This is a genomic window from Rhodophyticola sp. SM2404, assembly GCF_053570515.1.
Genome location: NZ_JBSEDL010000004.1, coordinates 87207 through 103887 on the forward strand (window position 1 = coordinate 87207; position 16681 = coordinate 103887).

Below are 16681 nucleotides of genomic sequence, written 5' to 3' on the forward strand. Positions count from 1 at the left end.
TCACAAAATGGCAAAAATAAGACGCAGGGCCTCCGACCCAAAAACAAAAATGCGGAGGTCGTTAGGGGCAGAGCAGAATATGGCACTCAGGGCTATCACCCGGGCAGGTGCGCTATTTTTGGCGACCAGCGGACAGGCATACTCACAAGACACGCAGCCTGCGGGCGCCTTCACCTATTTGGAAGGCTCTATGGTGCAGGGCGATGCGGGCGTGACGGCGCTGCCATCAGGCAGGCTGCAATCCTCGCCCTTCATGCTGCATGTCACCGATAGCACTAATTTCATGTCGCGCATGTCGGTCGAGAATGACCAAGGTATGTTCAGCCATCTGGCATTGTTCGGCGAGGCGCTGGCAGAGTTCCGCGAGGCGACCAGCCAGACCAATGGGCGCACCCGTCTTGATAACAATGATGACGGCTATTCCTTCGTGCTGCAGATGATCACGGACCCTGCAATGCTGCAGGCGGGATCGGAAATGCAGATCGAAATGGCTGTTGAAAGCCATGATCCCGAGGTCGTGCTTGGTTGGGCCATTGGCGTCATGCAGGGTGGGTATTTCATGCCCTATAGTGCCGAGGATGCAGCGCAGGTTGCCACGGCCTTGGCCGCAGCCCAAGCACAGCAAGCCGAGCAGGAGCAGACCCAATTTGTCGTCACTGTGGATGGCACGGGCCGTTTGATCGTGATCGATGCCAGCACCGTAACCCGCAGTTTCGCGCAGCAAAGTTTTGTGGCCCGTGACCAAGCGCTTGGCTTTACGCGCTTCACGGGTCCCGAGGGCGAGATCGAGGTTGTGGCCTCGCATATGAATGCACCAGGTTTGGTGGGCGGGCTTTATACTTGGGTAGAACTCAGCGGCTCGGCCAGCCTGCTTTATGGCGAGGGCGAATATACCCAAACGGCGGCTGGTGGCACGGGCGAGGGCGATTTGCGCCTCAGCTCGATCAGCCTTGAAGGCGGGCGCGATATTGCCTTGGGTGACGGCGTGACGCTAACCCCGACCCTTGGCCTGACCTATGGCGAGGTCGAGACCACAGGGCGCAGCGGCACCTTGGCCGGAACTGGCACCACCGATAGCCAATTCACTCAAAGCTCGATCGGTGCCCGTCTGAGCCGCACTGTGGCATGGGGCACGGTCACGGGCGGTCTTTTTATTGACCATGTGGATCGTTCGACAAATAATGTCGCCGTGAACGGTTTGATCAATGATGACGGCGTCTCGGGCCGGGTTGAGATCGGGCTGGAAGGGATGATCGGGAACCGCACGGGCGTGAATACCTCGCTCGAAATCAGCGGGATCGGTCAGGATATGCAGCAAGCGCGTGGCGGGGTACGTTTCTCGCTCAGCTTCTGAGCTGGCGGGCTGTGGCAATCGAAACGGCGAGCGAGCCCAAGACGCAAGCCGTGAAGAGCCACAGCCCCCAAGCTGTTTCCAGCCGCCCGACGGCAAGACCTTTTCCAACCATAATATAAAGCGAAATCAGAAAGATATCCGCCATAGCCAATTTGCCCAATAGGGTGGCTATGGCCAATGTTCTGTCGGATAGCCTATCGGCCAGTTTGCCCAGATGCAGCAGCATCAAGGCAAGGGTTTTGGCGATGGGGGCCAGCAAGGCGAAGATCGCGATCAAGATCGCCAAGACCCATTCGCCCCCTTCCCATAACGCAGAGAGGCCGGTGAGCACTGAAATCTCCTCCAACCCGAACCAAGGCAGCAGGCCTGCGCGCATCAAAGGCGCGGCCCATGCCACTGGAAACAGGATCAAAAGGATAAGATTGGCCCAAAACAGAATACGCATAACCGAGGAGATGGGCCTTTCGCGCCTCAGGCGCAAGCCTTACTCGGCAGGCGCCCCAAAGCCGGCATGCATGGCGATCACGCGGTTGCGGCCCTCGCTGGGGTCTTTATCACCGCTCACGCGCACAGGTTTGGGCAGTTCGGTCGCGCTGATCGGGCGATGGCGCAGCTCGAAGCCCAATTCAACCAAGGCTGTGCGCAGTTTTTCCTCAACCTCGCGGCGCTTTTCGCCAAGCTTGATCTCGTCATCCTCGATCTTCTCGGCAAGCGCGCTCAATTCAAAGCAGGAGTTGCGGGCGCGTTCCAAGGTTTGTTCAAACCCTGCAATCTCTTTCTGGCGCTGCTTGAGGAAGCTGCGCGCGCGCTCAACCTTCTCGACCGAGAATGTCTGCGAGAGGTGATGGCTTTCGATGCTCATTTGTGATGCAATTTCAAGAATTTGCGGCTCGAGTGTTTCCAGCTCGGGATGCTCCTGCAAAAATGCCATCCGTTCCCGCACCGCATCAAATTCGCGGCTGAGTTGAAAGAACCCTTCGCGATCGGCGGCATGACAGGCGGCATAGGCTTGGCCCACATCTTCCATCGAAATCCGGAAATCGCGGTGACTTTCTTCCAGACGCAGCATGCGGCTATAGGCAGGCAGGATCGAGCAGAGGCAGATGATCACGGCGGTCAGGCCGATCTGCACATACATCCCGCCTTCGGGGATCAAGATGTCACCAAATTGTAGAGGCAGGGTCAACCAGGGCAAGACGCCAAACGCGCTGAGCATGGTGACACAGAGAAGACCAACACCAAAGAGCACCAAGAGGTAAGAGAATGTTCTTTGAAGCAGCGATAAAAAAGATACTAAAATTCCAGCAGTCGAATTCGACACGATAATTCCCCATAGGCCCCCAAAGCCCTCTCTTGTTAATCATAAATGGGAGGAGTTTTGAGCAAAAATATGCCGAAAAGGCCCAATTATTTGAAAATGGCCAGATTTTGTGGCGCAATGGAATTGGCTCCACAATCAGTTGACGCTTGGGTGGAAACAGAGACGGGCATGCTTGAAATTGTTCATCTTTGGGAAACAGAGCTCAAAGCAGTTTCGGCGAGGCGATTCTCTGGCTCAGCGAACGGCTTCGATAGGCCCTTCGGCCGAGCCCGAGATGAACTGGCGCAGATAGGGATCATCGGCGCTGTCCATTTCCGCAACAGGGCCTGCCCATTTGATCACTCCATCATGCAGCATCGCGACACGGTCGGCGATGGCGCGCACGCTGGACATGTCATGGGTGATGGTCATCGCCGTGGCGCCCATTTCTACGACGATCTCGCGGATCAGGTCATTGATCACGCCCGACATGATCGGGTCGAGGCCAGTTGTCGGTTCATCAAAGAAGATCACATCGGGTTGCGCCGCGATGGCGCGGGCAAGGCTGACGCGTTTTTGCATGCCGCCTGACAACTCGGCTGGGAATAGATCGGCCACATCGGGTTTAAGGCCAACGCGGCGCAGCTTTTCGATGGCAATTTCGCGGGCTTCTTCCGCAGGGCGCTTGAGGCTGCCGCGCAAAAGCCTGAAGGCCACGTTTTGCCATACGCTCATGGAATCGAACAAAGCGCCGCCTTGGAACAGCATCCCGAAACGGGCCAGAAAGGCATCGCGTTCCGCTTGTAATACATCCTGCCCCTCAAGCGCGATCAGGCCTGTGTCATGTTTGACCAGCCCCAACACGCATTTCAGAAGCACCGATTTTCCTGTGCCTGACCCGCCAATGATCACCACGCTTTCGCCCTTGGCGGCCGATAGGTTCACGCCGCGAAGAACATGTTTGCTCCCGAAGGATTTATGGACGTCGCGAAGCTCGATCATGCTGTGAAAAACAACTCTGTCAGAAGGTAATTGGCCGCAAGGATCATGATCGAGGCCGAGACCACCGCATTGGTGGTGGCTTTGCCCACGCCGCGCGCGCCTTTGCCCGAATTCATGCCGTGATAGCAGCCCATAAGCGCCACGATAAAGCCGAACACGGCGCCTTTGATCATGCCTGAGGTGACATCCCAGACCTCAAGGAAATCGACCGTATTTTGCACGTAATTGGCAGGGTTAAAGCCAAGCCGTGTGGTGCCCACGAGATAGCCGCCGAAAATGCCGATACTGTCGCCCACGGCTACCAGAAGCGGCAGGCTCAAGGTGGCGGCCAGAACGCGCGGCACGGTGAGGTATTTCATCGGATTGGTCGAGAGCGTGACCAACGCATCGATCTGTTCGGTCACGCGCATGGTGCCGATCTCGGCCGCAATTGCCGAAGCGACACGGCCTGCGACCATCAATCCGCCAAGCACTGGCCCCAACTCGCGCACCATACCGATGGCCACAATCGAGGGCACAACGGATTCGGCATTAAACCTTGCGCCGCCTGCATAGATTTGCAGCGCCAGTGCACCGCCAGTGAAGAGCGCCGTCAGCCCCACCACCGGCAAGGACAGCCATCCGATCTGAACGATCTGGCCCCAAATCTCGCGGAAATAGAAGGGGGGGCGAAAAAGATGCGACAGGGTCTGCCCGCAATAGATCGCGATCCGCCCGATAGCCGCGAGCATCGCCAAGGTGGACCGCCCAATGGCCGCAACAGGCGAGAGGACCAAATTCATAGCGCTTCCCCTGAATAAATCCGCCGATAGCGCGGCCCCAGTGAGGTCAGAATTTCATAGCCAATCGTGCCAGCGACATCCGCCAATTGATCAACGGTTTGATGGGGCCCCAGAATATCCAGCGCCTCGGGGATCTCATCCAGATCGGTCACATCCACTGTCAGCAAATCCATCGAGACACGGCCTGCCAATTGGCAGGGCTGCGCGCCTGCGTAAAGCAGGGCTTTGCCGCTCATCGCGCGGATCAAGCCATCGGCATAGCCTGCCGAAAGCGTCGCGATCTTGCGCGGGCCTTGGGCGGTATAGCTGGCCGAATAGCCAACGGTTTCGCCATCCACCAAATCGCGGACCTGCACCACGGGCAGCGACAGGCGCACCACGGGGCGGGCATCGGCAAAGGGAAACCCGCCATAAAGCCCGATGCCTGGGCGGGTGAGGTCGAAATGATAGTCTTTGCCCATCAATATGCCGCCCGTGGCCGCAAGCGAACGGGGCGCGGAGATACCGTTTGTCATCTCGCTGAACTGGCGCAATTGATCGGGGTTTTGGGGATGCTCGGGCGCATCGGCGCAGGCCAGATGGCTCATGACCAACGTGATCGGGCCGGCCAGCAGGTCACCACGCAGCGCCGCCCATTCTGCGGGTTCCATCCCCAAACGGTTCATCCCGCTATCAAGCTGCACCCCATAGGCGTGATCTGGCAGCGCGCTTTGGTGGCGGGCAAATTGGGCCGCGCTATTGAGCATCGGCGTCAGGTCGTGATCGCGCAACAGGGCTGCATCGCCCTCCATATGGCCAGAAAACACATTGATTTCGGGGCCCGCCCCAAGGGCTTTGCGCACTGCTTCGCCTTCCTCGGCGACCGCCACGAAAAAGCGCCGAGCGCCTGCTTTGGCCAAGGCTTTCGCCACGCGGCCTGCATCCAGACCATAGCCATCAGCTTTGACAACGGCGGCCGTCTCGGCATTGGATTTTGCGTCCAATGCCCGCCAGTTGGCCACCAGCGCATCAAGGTCGATATGAAGTATTCCGCTTGCCATGATCTTCTGTCGCGTCTCTGACCCGCGGGGTCAAGAGGGCTCTGCCCGCAAGGCCATAACGGCTGCGAAGCTGATGTTTTTTGACCAAAATAACGATGTTTCGGCAGGGCCTATCAATAGCCGCTGTCTTCGGCCCCTTGCTGCCAAGGTTTGACCAGATTGCCAAAGCGGGTGAAGCGACCCTCAAAGCTCAATTCGATCGAGCCGACAGGCCCGTGACGCTGCTTACCGATGATCACCTCGGCCTTGCCATGGAGTTGCTCCATATCCTGCTGCCATTTGGTCATCGCCTCGAGGTTCTCCTCGCCGGGCTTTTCACGTTCCTTATAATATTCGCCACGATAGACGAACATCACCACATCGGCATCCTGTTCGATCGAACCCGATTCACGCAGGTCCGAGAGTTGCGGGCGTTTATCATCACGGCTTTCAACCTGACGCGAGAGCTGCGACAGCGCGATCACAGGAATATTGAGTTCCTTGGCGATGGCTTTGAGGCCTTGGGTAATCTCCGAGACCTCATTGACGCGGTTTTCGCTGCGGCCCGAGCCTCGCAAAAGCTGCAAATAGTCGATGATCAGCAAATCCAGACCTTGTGGGCTGCGCTTGAGACGGCGCGCGCGGGCGGCGACTTGGGCGATTGGCAGGGCAGGCGTGTCATCAATATAAAGCGGGCAATTTTCCAAGTCTTGCGCCGCGCGCAGATAGCGCTGGAATTCCTGCGGGTTCAGATCCCCTTTGCGGATTTGCTCGGAGGGCACTTCGGCGGCTTCCGACAAGATCCGCTGTGCAAGTTGGGCCGCCGACATCTCGAGGCTGAAGAACCCGACCACGCCGCCATCCACCGTGCCTTCGCTGCCATCGGTTTTTGCACCGCGCTTGAAGGCTTTGGCCACGTTGAAGGCCACATTGGTCGCAAGCGAGGTTTTCCCCATCGAGGGACGTCCCGCAAGGATCAGCAAGTCCGATTTATGCAGGCCACCAAGCATTCGGTCGAGTTCCGTCAGACCGGTAGACACCCCCGCAAGGCCACCGCCACGGTTATAGGCGGCATTGGCCATATCGACCGCATCGGTCAGCGCGCGCAGGAAGGATTGGAACCCTTTGGAGGTCGTGCCTGTTGAGGCCAGTTTGAACAAATCCGATTCAGCCTCGATGATCTGATCATCGGGGGTGGCGTCATCGCGCACGGTTTGGGCGCGGTCTGCGATGGATTTGCCAAGATCGATCAGCGAGCGGCGGATCGCGAGATCATGGATCAATTGCGCGTAATCCCGCGCCGCCGAGGTGGCCACCGCTGAGAGCTGCAGCCTGAGCAGATATTCCGCCCCACCCAAGGTCTTGAGACCCGCATGATCGGCCATGAAATTCTTGAGCGTGGTCGCGTCGGTTTGCTGGCCCTTCACGATGCGTGCGGCGGCCGTGGCAAAGATATCGGCATGGACGGGATCATGGAAATGGTCGGGCTTGACCAGATCATCCACACGGTCGAGCACATCATTGGAGGCGAGGATCGCACCCAGCAATTGCTGCTCGGCCTCGATATTATGGGGCAGTTCGGGTGGGGTGCTCTCATCGCTTTGGGGCGGTTGAAAGGCTGCGATCTCGTTCATTTAGGCGATGTCCCCCGACTGCTTTTTATAGATTTTTCTCTGTCCCAAACCCCTACAGAACAGGGCTACGACGGGTCAATCTTGATAAGACTGTGGATAGCCTGTGGGCAGGATTGCTGTGGCCTATCTTGCGGGGTTTCGGGGCTTTTCGTCAAGATATGGTTGGTTTAAGCGCGGCTCTAGGCAAAACCGCGCTTGAAAGAATTTTTACGCTTTGCGAATTTCAGGCCCCTGTCATGACAGCCCGCGCGAGGTGCGCCATTCTTCGGGGTCTTTCAAGAATCGCTCAACCTCATCCAAGGTTTCCGCGTCGAAATCGCCCGCGCGGCGGGCCTCGGCGATGACATCGGCCCAAGTGCATAGCCAATGCAGCTCGATCCCATGGGCGCGCAGGTTCGGGATCGTTTCATCGAAAATTCCGTAATAAAACACCACAGCTGTATGGCCACAGCTGGCGCCTGAGTCGCGGATGGCATCGACAAAGCTGAGCTTTGATCCGCCATCGGTGGTGAGGTCTTCGACCAGCAAAACCCGCTCACCTTCCGACATCGCGCCCTCGATCCGCGCGCCTTTGCCATAGCCTTTGGGCTTCTTGCGCACATAGGTCATGGGCAAGCCCATACGCTCGGCCACGAGGGCGGCGAATGGGATGCCTGCGGTTTCCCCGCCTGCGATATTGTCGAAGGCTTCAAGCCCTGCATTGCGCATGACCGTGCAGGTCAGAAAATCCATCAAAGTGGCGCGAATGCGGGGGAAGGAAATGATGCGGCGGCAATCGATATAGGTGGGGGCCTGTTTGCCGCTGGCATGGGTGAAAGGCTCGCGCGCGTTGAAATGGACGGCTTTGATATCAAGCAGCATCCGCGCGGTCATCTGGGCGATGGTGGCTTGGTCAGGGTAGGTTGCAGGGATCATGGCGCGTCGCTCCTTGGGGCCGGATGCCTCCGGCGGAAGTATTTTTTAAGCAAAGATGGATCAGGCAACCCGCCAATAAAGCGGATGACCGGGATTGAAAACGGTGACGGGCCCATCTTCGGTGTCGATTTTATTGGGATATGAGACGGGATCGGCCTCCTTGACCAATGTGATCATGCTGTCATTGGCAGGCAGGCCGTAGCGGGCGGGGCCATGCAGCGAGGCAAAGCCTTCAAGCTTGTCGAGCGCGCCTTCTTCCTCAAAGACATGGGCGAGGCAGGCCATTGTATTGGTGGCGGTGAAACAACCCGCGCAGCCGCAACTGGTTTCTTTATTGTCATCAGTATGGGGCGCGCTGTCGGTGCCAAGAAAGAAGCGCGGATTGCCTGAGGTCGCGGCTTGGCGCAGGGCCTTTTGATGGGTGGCGCGCTTGGCCACGGGCAGGCAGTAATAATGCGGGCGGATGCCGCCCACGAGGATATGGTTGCGATTGATCATCAGGTGATGGGTTGTGATCGTGCCTGCGATATCGCCATCGGCCTGCGTGATATACTCAATGCCATCGCTGGTGGTGACATGTTCGAGCGTGATTTTCAGCTCGGGCAGGCGGCGGCGCAGTGGGTCGAGCACCGTATCAAGGAAGACTTTTTCGCGGTCGAAGATATCGACATCTGCCGTAGTCACTTCGCCGTGGAAGCAAAGCGGCAGGCCGATTTCGGCCATTTTCTCAAGCACGGGCTGGACCTTGGCCAGATCACGCACGCCGGAAGCGGAGTTGGTGGTGGCGCCTGCGGGGTAGAGTTTGACGGCTGTGATCAGCCCTGCCGCATGGGCTGCGGCGACATCCTCGGGGTCGGTTGTCTCGGTCAGGTAGAGCGTCATTAGCGGTGTGAAATCCATGCCTTGGGGCAGGGCTGCAAGGATGCGGTCGCGATAGGCGGTGGCATCTGCGCTGGTGATCACGGGCGGGACCAGATTGGGCATGATGATCGCGCGGCCGAAATGGCGGGCGGTCTCGGGCAGAACGGCGCGCAGCATGGCGCCATCGCGCAGATGCAGGTGCCAATCATCGGGGCGGCGAAGCGTAAGCGTTTGTGTCATGGTTTCGAGCTACAGCCTTCCGCGCGCGGGAACAAGATGGCGCTGATCCAAAGCCAGCGGAGGGCGCATTATTTGGCTGCATAAAAATTAGGCATCATGCCCATTTTGGCGGCGGATGGGGGGTGCGTCGCAGCTGCTTTGGCGCTGCGCCTTGCCCCTGCTTTAGGGCAGGACATAGCCTCGTTTCATGTTGGATTCCCTCGCTCCGAGCGCGCCGTTGTTGCAGCGCACCAAAGGTGAAGCCCGCGTCCGTTTCGGGGCGGGCATGCCCGCGCGGCTGCTTGGGCTGCGGCAGGCGGGCTCGGCCAAGGCGATTTTGCCCAAAATGCATGGGGCAGCGCCCGAGATTGTGTTTCTCAATACATCAGGCGGGCTGACGGGCGGGGACAGGCTGCATTATGAGTTGGAACTGGGCGAGGGCGCGGATGCTGTTGCGACCACCCAAACCGCCGAGCGCGCCTATCGCGCCAGCGCGGGGCGGGCCGAGATCAAGGTTGATTTGCGGCTTGGCGCGGGAGCCGAGCTGTTCTGGATGCCGCAGGAGTTGATCCTGTTTGACGGTGCCTCGATCGCGCGGGATTTGCGGGTTGAGATGGGGCAGGGCGCAAGGCTGATTTTGCTTGAATCGCTGGTATTTGGGCGCGGCGCGATGGGGGAGACGGTCTCGCGTCTGCATCTGCGCGACCGCCGCGAGGTCTGGCGCGAGGGCAAACGCGCCATGCTGGAAGCCATTCGGATGGATGATCACGACCTGAGCCGGCAAGGCGCTGCGGGTTTGGGCGCGCATCGCGCCGTGGCCTCGCTCAGCCTGTTTGATGCGGCTGCCGAGGATCGCTTGGCCCCCTTGCGTGTGGTTCTGGATGATCTGCGCCTGATGGGGATCGAGGCGCGCGCCTCGGCTTGGGAGGGGCGCATCACGCTGCGCCTTGCTGCCGCCGACCCTGATCTGCTGCGCAAAGCGATTGCGATTGCCACCAAAACCCTGTCGGGCCGCGCCTTGCCGCGCGTCTGGCCTGTTTAAGAGGACACCTTATGAACCTGACACCGCGTGAAAAGGACAAGCTGCTGATTTCGCTGGCCGCCATGGTGGCGCGCAATCGGCTGGCGCGGGGCGTGAAGCTCAACCATCCCGAGGCGATCGCGCTGATCACGGATTTCGTGGTTGAGGGCGCGCGCGATGGCCGGTCTGTCGCCGACCTGATGGAGGCGGGCGCGCATGTCATCACCGCAGAGCAATGCATGGAGGGCATCCCCGAGATGATCCATGACGTGCAGGTCGAGGCCACTTTTCCCGATGGCACCAAGTTGGTGACCGTCCACCACCCGATCCGTTGATGAAAGCTATTTTGGAGTAACCTTATGATTACAAACCTTATTCTAGGCGCAATTGCGGGTTTTCTTACCCCGATGGCCGAGCCCTATATCCGCAAGGCGATGAGCCAGTTGGCACTCAGCGATATTCCTGTTGGCGAGACCGAATTCGATGTCTTGAGCCTTCTGACCATGTTGATCGCGACCTCGATCCTTGTCGGGGTTCTGGGGGCCAATAGCATGGCCTTTCCTTTGCTGCTTGGCGCGCTTGGCGGCTTGTTTGGCAAGCGCTTTGTGGCGGCCGTCAAAGGCACGGCAATGGGCTCCAAATCTGCTGAAACAGCATCCGAGGCAGCAGCGGATGACATGTCAGGCGAGGGCGAGAAATGATCCCCGGTGAGGTTATGCCCGCTGAGGGCGAGATCATCCTGAATGCAAGCAGCACGCCCTTAACCCTTGCGGTGGCCAATACGGGCGACAGGCCCGTGCAGGTTGGCTCGCATTACCATTTTGCCGAGACCAATCCGGGGCTGGAGTTTGACCGCGTGGCGGCCAAGGGCATGCGGCTCGATATTCCTGCAGGCACCGCTGTGCGCTTTGAGCCCGGCCAATCCCGCGATGTGACGCTGGTGCCTTTTGGCGGCGCGCGCGAGGTCTGGGGTTTCAATCAGAAGGTGATGGGCAGCCTCTAGCCTTCACGCCAGTTTCTTTGGCCATTCCGGCCCCCGTTTGACGGAGATTACCAATGCCTAATGCCATTCCCCGCACCACCTATGCCGATATGTACGGCCCCACCACGGGCGATAAGGTCAGGCTGGCCGATACCGATCTGATCATCGAGGTCGAGCATGACCTGACCAGCTATGGTGAGGAGGTCAAATTCGGCGGCGGCAAGGTGATCCGCGATGGGATGGGGCAAAGCCAGATCACCCGCGCAGGCGGGGCCGTTGATACCGTGATCGCCAATGCGCTGATCGTGGATCATTCGGGCATCTACAAGGCCGATGTCGGCTTGAAAGACGGGCTGATTGCGGGGATCGGCAAAGCGGGTAACCCCGATGTTCAGGATAACGTTGATATCATTGTCGGCCCTGGAACCGAGGCAATTGCCGGCGAGGGGCGTATCCTCACGGCGGGCGGGTTTGATGCCCATATCCATTTCATCTGCCCCCAACAGATCGAGGATGCGCTGCATTCGGGCATCACCACCATGCTTGGTGGCGGCACAGGGCCTGCGCATGGCACATTGGCCACGACCTGCACGCCCGGCCCATGGCATATCGGGCGCATGCTGCAATCGCTTGATGCCTTTCCGATGAATTTCGGCATCTCCTCCAAGGGCAATGCCAGTCGGCCCGAGGCTTTGGTCGAAATGGTCAGCGCAGGCGCTTGCGCCATGAAACTGCATGAGGATTGGGGCACAACACCTGGCGCGATTGATTGCTGCCTGTCTGTCGCCGATGACATGGATGTGCAGGTGATGATCCATACCGATACGCTCAATGAAAGCGGCTTTGTCGAGAATACGCTTGCCGCCATCAATGGCCGCACGATCCATGCCTTCCATACCGAGGGCGCGGGCGGGGGCCATGCGCCCGATATCATGAAGGTGGTGGGTTATGACCATATCCTGCCAAGCTCGACCAACCCGACCATGCCCTATACGGTCAATACCATCGAAGAGCATCTCGATATGCTGATGGTGTGCCACCATCTCGATAAATCCATCCCCGAAGATGTGGCCTTTGCCGAAAGCCGCATCCGCCGCGAAACCATCGCAGCCGAGGATATCTTGCATGATATGGGGGCCTTCTCGGTGATGGCGTCCGACAGTCAGGCCATGGGCCGTGTGGGCGAGGTGATCCTGCGCACATGGCAGACCGCCGATAAGATGAAAAAGCAGCGCGGTCGGCTGAGCGATGAGACGGGCGATAACGACAACACCCGCGTCAAACGCTATATCGCGAAATATACGATCAACCCTGCGCTTGTGCATGGGATCAGCACGCATATCGGCTCGATCGAAGTTGGGAAACGTGCCGATCTGGTGCTGTGGAGTCCCGCCTTTTTTGGAGTGAAACCTGAGATGAGCCTGATCAGCGGCACCATCGTTATGGCACAAATGGGCGATCCCAATGCATCCATCCCGACACCGCAGCCTGTATATTCACGGCCCATGTTCGGGGCGTTTGGCCGCTCGGTCGAACGCTCGGCGGTGCTCTTTGTAAGCGAGGCCGCGCAGGCGGCGGGGATCGGGGCCAATCTTGGCTTGGCCAAGGACACGCTTGCGGTGAAAGGCACCCGCAATATTGGCAAAAAAGACATGATTCACAATAACTTCACCCCAGAGGTCCATGTCGATTCCGAAACCTATGAAGTGCGCGCCAATGGGGAATTGCTGACTTGCGAACCCGCCTCGGAACTGCCAATGGCACAACGCTATTTCATGTTCTGAAGGACGCTCGAAGATGCTCACGGCGCATATCATCCACCGCAAGGGCCAATGGTCCGCGGCCCCGAAACACAAGCTCCTGCTTGATTACGAGGGGCGATTTTTGCGGCGTAAAACGGTCTCGACCGAAGGCGGGGCCGATATCTTGATTGATCTGGCTGAAACGGTCTCGCTCAATCACGGGGATGCGCTGGAATTAACCTTTGGCGATCTGGTCGAGGTTTCGGCCGCACCCGAGCCGCTTTTGAAGGTCACGGGTGATCTGGTGCGGCTGGCATGGCATATCGGCAATCGCCATACCCCCTGCCAGATCGAGGCAGAGCACCTGCTGATCCGCGCCGATCATGTCATGGCCGATATGCTTGCAAAACTGGGGGCCGAGGCCACGCCGCTGATTGCCCCCTTCACGCCCGAGGGCGGGGCCTATGGTCACGGCCGCACCCATTCCCATGCCCATTGACGCCACCGATATATTGCGGCTGACGCAATGGCTTTCCCCGTCATTCCCCGTCAGCGCCTATGCCTATTCCCATGGGCTTGAGGCTGCGATTGCGCGCGGAGATATCCGCAAATCAGATGATCTGGCCGCATGGATCCATGCGGTTTTAGAGGCGGGAGCCGGCAGAAATGATGCAATCCTTCTGGCCCTCGCGCATCGCGGCGAGATGGAGCTGGAAGAGCTGATCGATCTCGCCGAGGCGCTTTCCAGCTCGCGCGAGCGGCTTGAGGAAACCCGCGCCCAAGGCCATGCCTTCGCGCTGACCCTTTCAGCGATTGAAGATATCGACATCCCGCCAGCCCCTTACCCCGTGGCCATCGGCATCGCCGCGCGTGGTCTGAGCCTGCCAAGCGAGGAGGTTATCAAACTTTTCCTCCATGCCTTTGCCTCAAACCTTGTTTCGGTGGCTGTCCGCTTTGTGCCGCTTGGCCAATCCGAAGGGCAGGCCGTTCTGTCCCGCCTGCACGGCCCCATCGCGGCAACGGCAGACAACGCGGCCAAGGCAGGGGTGGATGATTTGGGCGGATGCGTTTTCGGCGCTGATTTGGCGGCGATGGAGCATGAGGATATGGAGGTACGGATTTTCCGCACATGACCTGTGGATAACTCGTATTATTTAATTTTAAGAACGGCTTAGGCCTGAAAACAGAAGTGGATAACATATGCCAAGTCCCAACGGCCCGCTGCGCGTGGGCATCGGTGGCCCAGTAGGTGCTGGCAAGACAACCCTGACGGAAAAGCTCTGCCGTGCCATGGCGGCGGAGTACTCCGTCGCGGTCATCACCAATGATATCTACACCTCCGAGGATGCCGAGTTCCTGCTGCGCGCCCAAGCCCTGCCTGCCGAGCGTATCAAGGGCGTCGAGACGGGCGGCTGCCCCCATACCGCCATCCGCGAGGATGCCTCGATCAATCTCGCGGCCGTGGCCGAGTTCCGCAAAGCCATCCCTGATCTTGATGTGATTTTCATTGAATCAGGCGGCGATAATCTGGCCGCCACCTTCAGCCCCGAATTGGCCGATATCACGCTTTATGTGATCGACACCGCCGCAGGGCAGGATATTCCGCGCAAAAAGGGGCCAGGCGTCACGCGCTCGGATATGTTGATCATCAATAAAACCGATCTCGCGCCGCATGTGGGCGTTGACCCCGTTCTGCTGCATTCCGATGCACAGGCCGCGCGTCAAGGCCTGCCTTTCGTGATGGCGGCGCTGCGCCATGGCCAAGGTGTTGATGAGGTCGTGGGGTTCATCAAACGCGCAGGTGGTCTCTAAGCCACTGGAGAAATTGAATTATTGGGCTTTTTGCCCTTCCGAGGCGATGTGGCGGGCAAAGATCGGGTCATCGGTCACCGCCGCGCCATGATGGGCCACGCGCAGCGCCAATCTGCTATGGTTGCGCTTGATCGCCTCGACCATCAGGGTCTTGAGATAGCCCGCGTCAAGCCGCGCACGGTCTGACAAGATCTCGCGCAATTCTTTGATCGTCTCGGCATCATCGCCCGCCAAAGCCTCGATCACTGGGGCAATCCCTTCGCCCGTCAGGATCAAACGCTCCAGATGCGGGCCTAAACGCGGCAGCCCGATACGGTGGATATGCGCGCCCCTGAACAAGGCGGCATGGGCGGCGGGCAACCCACCCGAGGAATCAAACAGAACAAAGGCGCGCAAAGCGGCATCCAGCAGCTTGGGCGCAAAGCCGTAGCGTGATTTAAAATCCATACGTCTGGCCTTGGCGAAACGCGACTCAAAGGGGACATCCGCGCGCTCGAGCGTTGCCACGGGCGAGCTTGCCAAAACCTCTGCCCCAGGCGCGACGACAGAATAGGCACACGCCGCATGGCCCGCCGCAGGGCCGATGCCCAGAAAAATGACCCTCTCGAATTGCTCGAAAAAGCCCTCATCGCCCAAACCGTCGAAAAATTCATATACTTTAGCTGAACGGAACCAAGTCGCGCCTTCGGCATAAAGGGCGAGCATCGAATATTCATGCTCTTCCACCATCTCAAAGCCAACAGGAAACCCGTCAGGCCCCATAGGTTTAAGGCGCTGCGCATTGTCACAGGTCACCAAAAGCGTGTCGCCCTCTTCAATGAAAAGGGCGCTATGGGCAGGATCAAGCGCACGGAAAAACCCATGCGCCTGGCCAATGGCCTGCATCCGCTCGGTCCATTCCGCGCCCGTCTCAACGGGTTGAGGATGATTTTGCTCGTTCATCGCGCGCTCGTTTTGTTCCATCACCAATACTCTAACACAATTCACCGCAAGCTCGCCCGCGAAAGACGACCTTACGGCGCAGATAGCGGCTGCACCCTTGACCCCCCGCCTCAGGCAGGCCTTCATGGATACAGCACGGGAGGGCTCTTATATGCAATCAATCGATGCCGTAACTAAGGCGCTGGCGGAGCAAGATTATGTTTGCGGCCGCGCGCTCTCAACAGTGGCGTTTTTATCGCTCAAACTCGGCCGCCCCTTGTTTCTGGAAGGAGAGCCTGGCACGGGAAAAACCGAGATTGCCAAGGCCCTTGCCGCAGCACTCGATCGCCCCCTGATCCGCCTGCAATGCTATGAAGGGCTTGATGCAGCCTCGGCAGTGTATGAGTGGAATTTCGCGGCACAAATGATCGCCATTCGCGCAGCCGAGGCTGCAGGCAGTGCCGATAAACAGGCGCTGCGGCAGGAATTATTCTCCTCCGATTACCTGATCGAACGCCCGCTTCTACAAGCCATGCGCCCCAGCTCGCAGGGCGCGCCCGTGCTCTTGATCGATGAATTGGACCGCACCGATGAACCCTTTGAGGCCTTTTTGCTCGAAGCGCTGTCTGATTTTCAGGTCACCATCCCCGAGCTTGGCACCATAAAAGCGCCCGAGCCTCCGATCGTGATCCTGACCTCCAACCGCACCCGCGAAGTGCATGACGCGCTCAAGCGCCGCTGCCTTTATCACTGGGTCGACTACCCCGATTTCGAGCGCGAGATGGAGATCATCCGCGCCCGCATCCCCGAGGCCTCCGAGGCGCTGAGCCGCCAGATCGTGGGTTTCGTGCAAAGCCTGCGCACTGAAGACCTTTTCAAAAAACCCGGCGTTGCCGAAACCATTGATTGGGCCAAATGCCTGCTGGCCCTTGATGTGATCGATCTCTCACCCGAGGTTATTGCCGATACGCTCGGCGCGATCCTGAAATATCAAGATGATATCCAGAAACTCCAAGGCTCCGAGGCCAAGCGCATCCTTGATGAGGTCAAGGCCGAGGTCATCAATGCCTGATCCCATCTTTGCTTGCCAAATACTTTGGGGGTCTGGGGGCAAAGC

At 58.9% G+C, this 16681-nt stretch carries 19 protein-coding genes; 10 read left to right on the forward strand and 9 right to left on the reverse strand.

Translation table 11 applies throughout. The annotated features are described in order from the left end of the window. Positions 1–79 precede the first annotated feature (79 nt). Positions 80–1354 (forward strand): autotransporter domain-containing protein, encoded by a 1275-nt coding sequence (locus tag ACTYEO_RS07435; RefSeq protein WP_449323094.1) that lies wholly within the window; start codon positions 80–82, stop codon positions 1352–1354. Here ACTYEO_RS07435 and ACTYEO_RS07440 read toward each other — a convergent pair. From ACTYEO_RS07440 to pyrC, 8 genes are all read right to left on the reverse strand, one after another. Further along, positions 1344–1799 carry a paraquat-inducible protein A gene (locus tag ACTYEO_RS07440; RefSeq protein ID WP_449323095.1) on the reverse strand — a complete coding sequence of 152 codons (456 nt, stop codon included), beginning with the start codon at positions 1797–1799 and terminating at the stop codon, positions 1344–1346. The genes ACTYEO_RS07435 and ACTYEO_RS07440 overlap by 11 nt on opposite strands. Before the next feature lie 39 nt (positions 1800–1838). After that, a complete protein-coding gene (locus tag ACTYEO_RS07445; protein WP_449323096.1) occupies positions 1839–2540 on the reverse strand; it encodes a DNA repair protein in 702 nt (233 codons plus the stop codon). 369 nt (positions 2541–2909) lie between these two features. Further along, the gene (locus ACTYEO_RS07450; protein WP_449323097.1) at positions 2910–3656 is read right to left on the reverse strand and encodes an ABC transporter ATP-binding protein; all 747 of its coding nucleotides are present in this window, start codon (positions 3654–3656) and stop codon (positions 2910–2912) included. Continuing rightward, positions 3653–4438 (reverse strand): MlaE family ABC transporter permease, encoded by a 786-nt coding sequence (locus tag ACTYEO_RS07455; RefSeq protein WP_449323098.1) that lies wholly within the window; start codon positions 4436–4438, stop codon positions 3653–3655. Before ACTYEO_RS07455 ends, ACTYEO_RS07450 begins: the two co-directional genes overlap by 4 nt. Further along, positions 4435–5478 carry an alanine racemase gene (alr, locus tag ACTYEO_RS07460; RefSeq protein ID WP_449323099.1) on the reverse strand — a complete coding sequence of 348 codons (1044 nt, stop codon included), beginning with the start codon at positions 5476–5478 and terminating at the stop codon, positions 4435–4437. Before alr ends, ACTYEO_RS07455 begins: the two co-directional genes overlap by 4 nt. Positions 5479–5591: 113 nt before the next feature. After that, positions 5592–7091 carry a replicative DNA helicase gene (locus tag ACTYEO_RS07465; protein ID WP_449323100.1) on the reverse strand — a complete coding sequence of 500 codons (1500 nt, stop codon included), beginning with the start codon at positions 7089–7091 and terminating at the stop codon, positions 5592–5594. Between the two features lie 234 nt (positions 7092–7325). Next, entirely contained in the window at positions 7326–8006 is a 681-nt protein-coding gene (locus ACTYEO_RS07470) for an orotate phosphoribosyltransferase (RefSeq protein WP_449323101.1), read from the reverse strand. Positions 8007–8066: 60 nt separating this feature from the next. After that, positions 8067–9107 (reverse strand): dihydroorotase, encoded by a 1041-nt coding sequence (gene pyrC / locus ACTYEO_RS07475; RefSeq protein ID WP_449323102.1) that lies wholly within the window; start codon positions 9105–9107, stop codon positions 8067–8069. Between the two features lie 187 nt (positions 9108–9294). Between pyrC and ACTYEO_RS07480 the strand changes: the two genes are divergently transcribed. The 8 genes from ACTYEO_RS07480 (at position 9295) to ureG (ending at position 14643) form a co-directional block, all read left to right on the forward strand. Further along, the gene (locus ACTYEO_RS07480) at positions 9295–10128 is read left to right on the forward strand and encodes an urease accessory protein UreD (RefSeq protein ID WP_449323103.1); all 834 of its coding nucleotides are present in this window, start codon (positions 9295–9297) and stop codon (positions 10126–10128) included. Positions 10129–10139: 11 nt separating this feature from the next. Next, a complete protein-coding gene (locus ACTYEO_RS07485; protein ID WP_449323104.1) occupies positions 10140–10442 on the forward strand; it encodes an urease subunit gamma in 303 nt (100 codons plus the stop codon). A gap of 24 nt (positions 10443–10466) precedes the next feature. After that, a complete protein-coding gene (locus tag ACTYEO_RS07490; protein ID WP_449323105.1) occupies positions 10467–10808 on the forward strand; it encodes a hypothetical protein in 342 nt (113 codons plus the stop codon). Further along, positions 10805–11110: an urease subunit beta gene (locus ACTYEO_RS07495; RefSeq protein WP_449323106.1), complete on the forward strand. Its 306-nt coding sequence runs from the start codon at positions 10805–10807 to the stop codon at positions 11108–11110. The genes ACTYEO_RS07490 and ACTYEO_RS07495 overlap by 4 nt, the downstream gene beginning before the upstream one ends. 53 nt (positions 11111–11163) lie before the next feature. Next, on the forward strand, positions 11164–12873 hold the full coding sequence (gene ureC / locus ACTYEO_RS07500; RefSeq protein WP_449323107.1) for an urease subunit alpha: 1710 nt from the start codon (positions 11164–11166) through the stop codon (positions 12871–12873). A gap of 13 nt (positions 12874–12886) precedes the next feature. Further along, on the forward strand, positions 12887–13330 hold the full coding sequence (locus ACTYEO_RS07505) for an urease accessory protein UreE (protein WP_449323108.1): 444 nt from the start codon (positions 12887–12889) through the stop codon (positions 13328–13330). Beyond that, the gene (locus tag ACTYEO_RS07510) at positions 13296–13964 is read left to right on the forward strand and encodes an urease accessory protein UreF (RefSeq protein WP_449323109.1); all 669 of its coding nucleotides are present in this window, start codon (positions 13296–13298) and stop codon (positions 13962–13964) included. The genes ACTYEO_RS07505 and ACTYEO_RS07510 overlap by 35 nt, the downstream gene beginning before the upstream one ends. Positions 13965–14031: 67 nt before the next feature. Then, positions 14032–14643, forward strand: a complete 612-nt coding sequence (gene ureG, locus ACTYEO_RS07515; RefSeq protein ID WP_449323110.1) for an urease accessory protein UreG — start codon at positions 14032–14034, stop codon at positions 14641–14643. An 18-nt stretch (positions 14644–14661) separates the two neighbouring features. Here ureG and ACTYEO_RS07520 read toward each other — a convergent pair whose 3' ends face one another. Further along, positions 14662–15606 (reverse strand): phosphoadenosine phosphosulfate reductase, encoded by a 945-nt coding sequence (locus ACTYEO_RS07520; RefSeq protein ID WP_449323111.1) that lies wholly within the window; start codon positions 15604–15606, stop codon positions 14662–14664. Between the two features lie 130 nt (positions 15607–15736). Here ACTYEO_RS07520 and ACTYEO_RS07525 point away from each other — a divergent pair, with 130 nt between their 5' ends. Further along, positions 15737–16636, forward strand: coding sequence for an AAA family ATPase (locus tag ACTYEO_RS07525; RefSeq protein ID WP_449323112.1), 900 nt, complete (start codon positions 15737–15739; stop codon positions 16634–16636). Positions 16637–16681: the final 45 nt, after the last annotated feature.

Coding starts and splice junctions, on each gene's coding strand:
- ACTYEO_RS07465 (WP_449323100.1), bottom strand. CDS start 7,091: ATGAACGAGATCGCAGCCTTTCAACCGCCCCAAAGCGATGAGAGCACC.
- ACTYEO_RS07450 (WP_449323097.1), bottom strand. CDS start 3,656: ATGATCGAGCTTCGCGACGTCCATAAATCCTTCGGGAGCAAACATGTT.
- pyrC (WP_449323102.1), bottom strand. CDS start 9,107: ATGACACAAACGCTTACGCTTCGCCGCCCCGATGATTGGCACCTGCAT.
- alr (WP_449323099.1), bottom strand. CDS start 5,478: ATGGCAAGCGGAATACTTCATATCGACCTTGATGCGCTGGTGGCCAAC.
- ureG (WP_449323110.1), top strand. CDS start 14,032: ATGCCAAGTCCCAACGGCCCGCTGCGCGTGGGCATCGGTGGCCCAGTA.
- ACTYEO_RS07485 (WP_449323104.1), top strand. CDS start 10,140: ATGAACCTGACACCGCGTGAAAAGGACAAGCTGCTGATTTCGCTGGCC.
- ACTYEO_RS07520 (WP_449323111.1), bottom strand. CDS start 15,606: ATGGAACAAAACGAGCGCGCGATGAACGAGCAAAATCATCCTCAACCC.
- ACTYEO_RS07455 (WP_449323098.1), bottom strand. CDS start 4,438: ATGAATTTGGTCCTCTCGCCTGTTGCGGCCATTGGGCGGTCCACCTTG.
- ACTYEO_RS07480 (WP_449323103.1), top strand. CDS start 9,295: ATGTTGGATTCCCTCGCTCCGAGCGCGCCGTTGTTGCAGCGCACCAAA.
- ACTYEO_RS07510 (WP_449323109.1), top strand. CDS start 13,296: ATGGTCACGGCCGCACCCATTCCCATGCCCATTGACGCCACCGATATA.
- ACTYEO_RS07525 (WP_449323112.1), top strand. CDS start 15,737: ATGCAATCAATCGATGCCGTAACTAAGGCGCTGGCGGAGCAAGATTAT.
- ACTYEO_RS07440 (WP_449323095.1), bottom strand. CDS start 1,799: ATGCGTATTCTGTTTTGGGCCAATCTTATCCTTTTGATCCTGTTTCCA.
- ACTYEO_RS07435 (WP_449323094.1), top strand. CDS start 80: ATGGCACTCAGGGCTATCACCCGGGCAGGTGCGCTATTTTTGGCGACC.
- ACTYEO_RS07490 (WP_449323105.1), top strand. CDS start 10,467: ATGATTACAAACCTTATTCTAGGCGCAATTGCGGGTTTTCTTACCCCG.
- ACTYEO_RS07470 (WP_449323101.1), bottom strand. CDS start 8,006: ATGATCCCTGCAACCTACCCTGACCAAGCCACCATCGCCCAGATGACC.
- ACTYEO_RS07495 (WP_449323106.1), top strand. CDS start 10,805: ATGATCCCCGGTGAGGTTATGCCCGCTGAGGGCGAGATCATCCTGAAT.
- ACTYEO_RS07505 (WP_449323108.1), top strand. CDS start 12,887: ATGCTCACGGCGCATATCATCCACCGCAAGGGCCAATGGTCCGCGGCC.
- ureC (WP_449323107.1), top strand. CDS start 11,164: ATGCCTAATGCCATTCCCCGCACCACCTATGCCGATATGTACGGCCCC.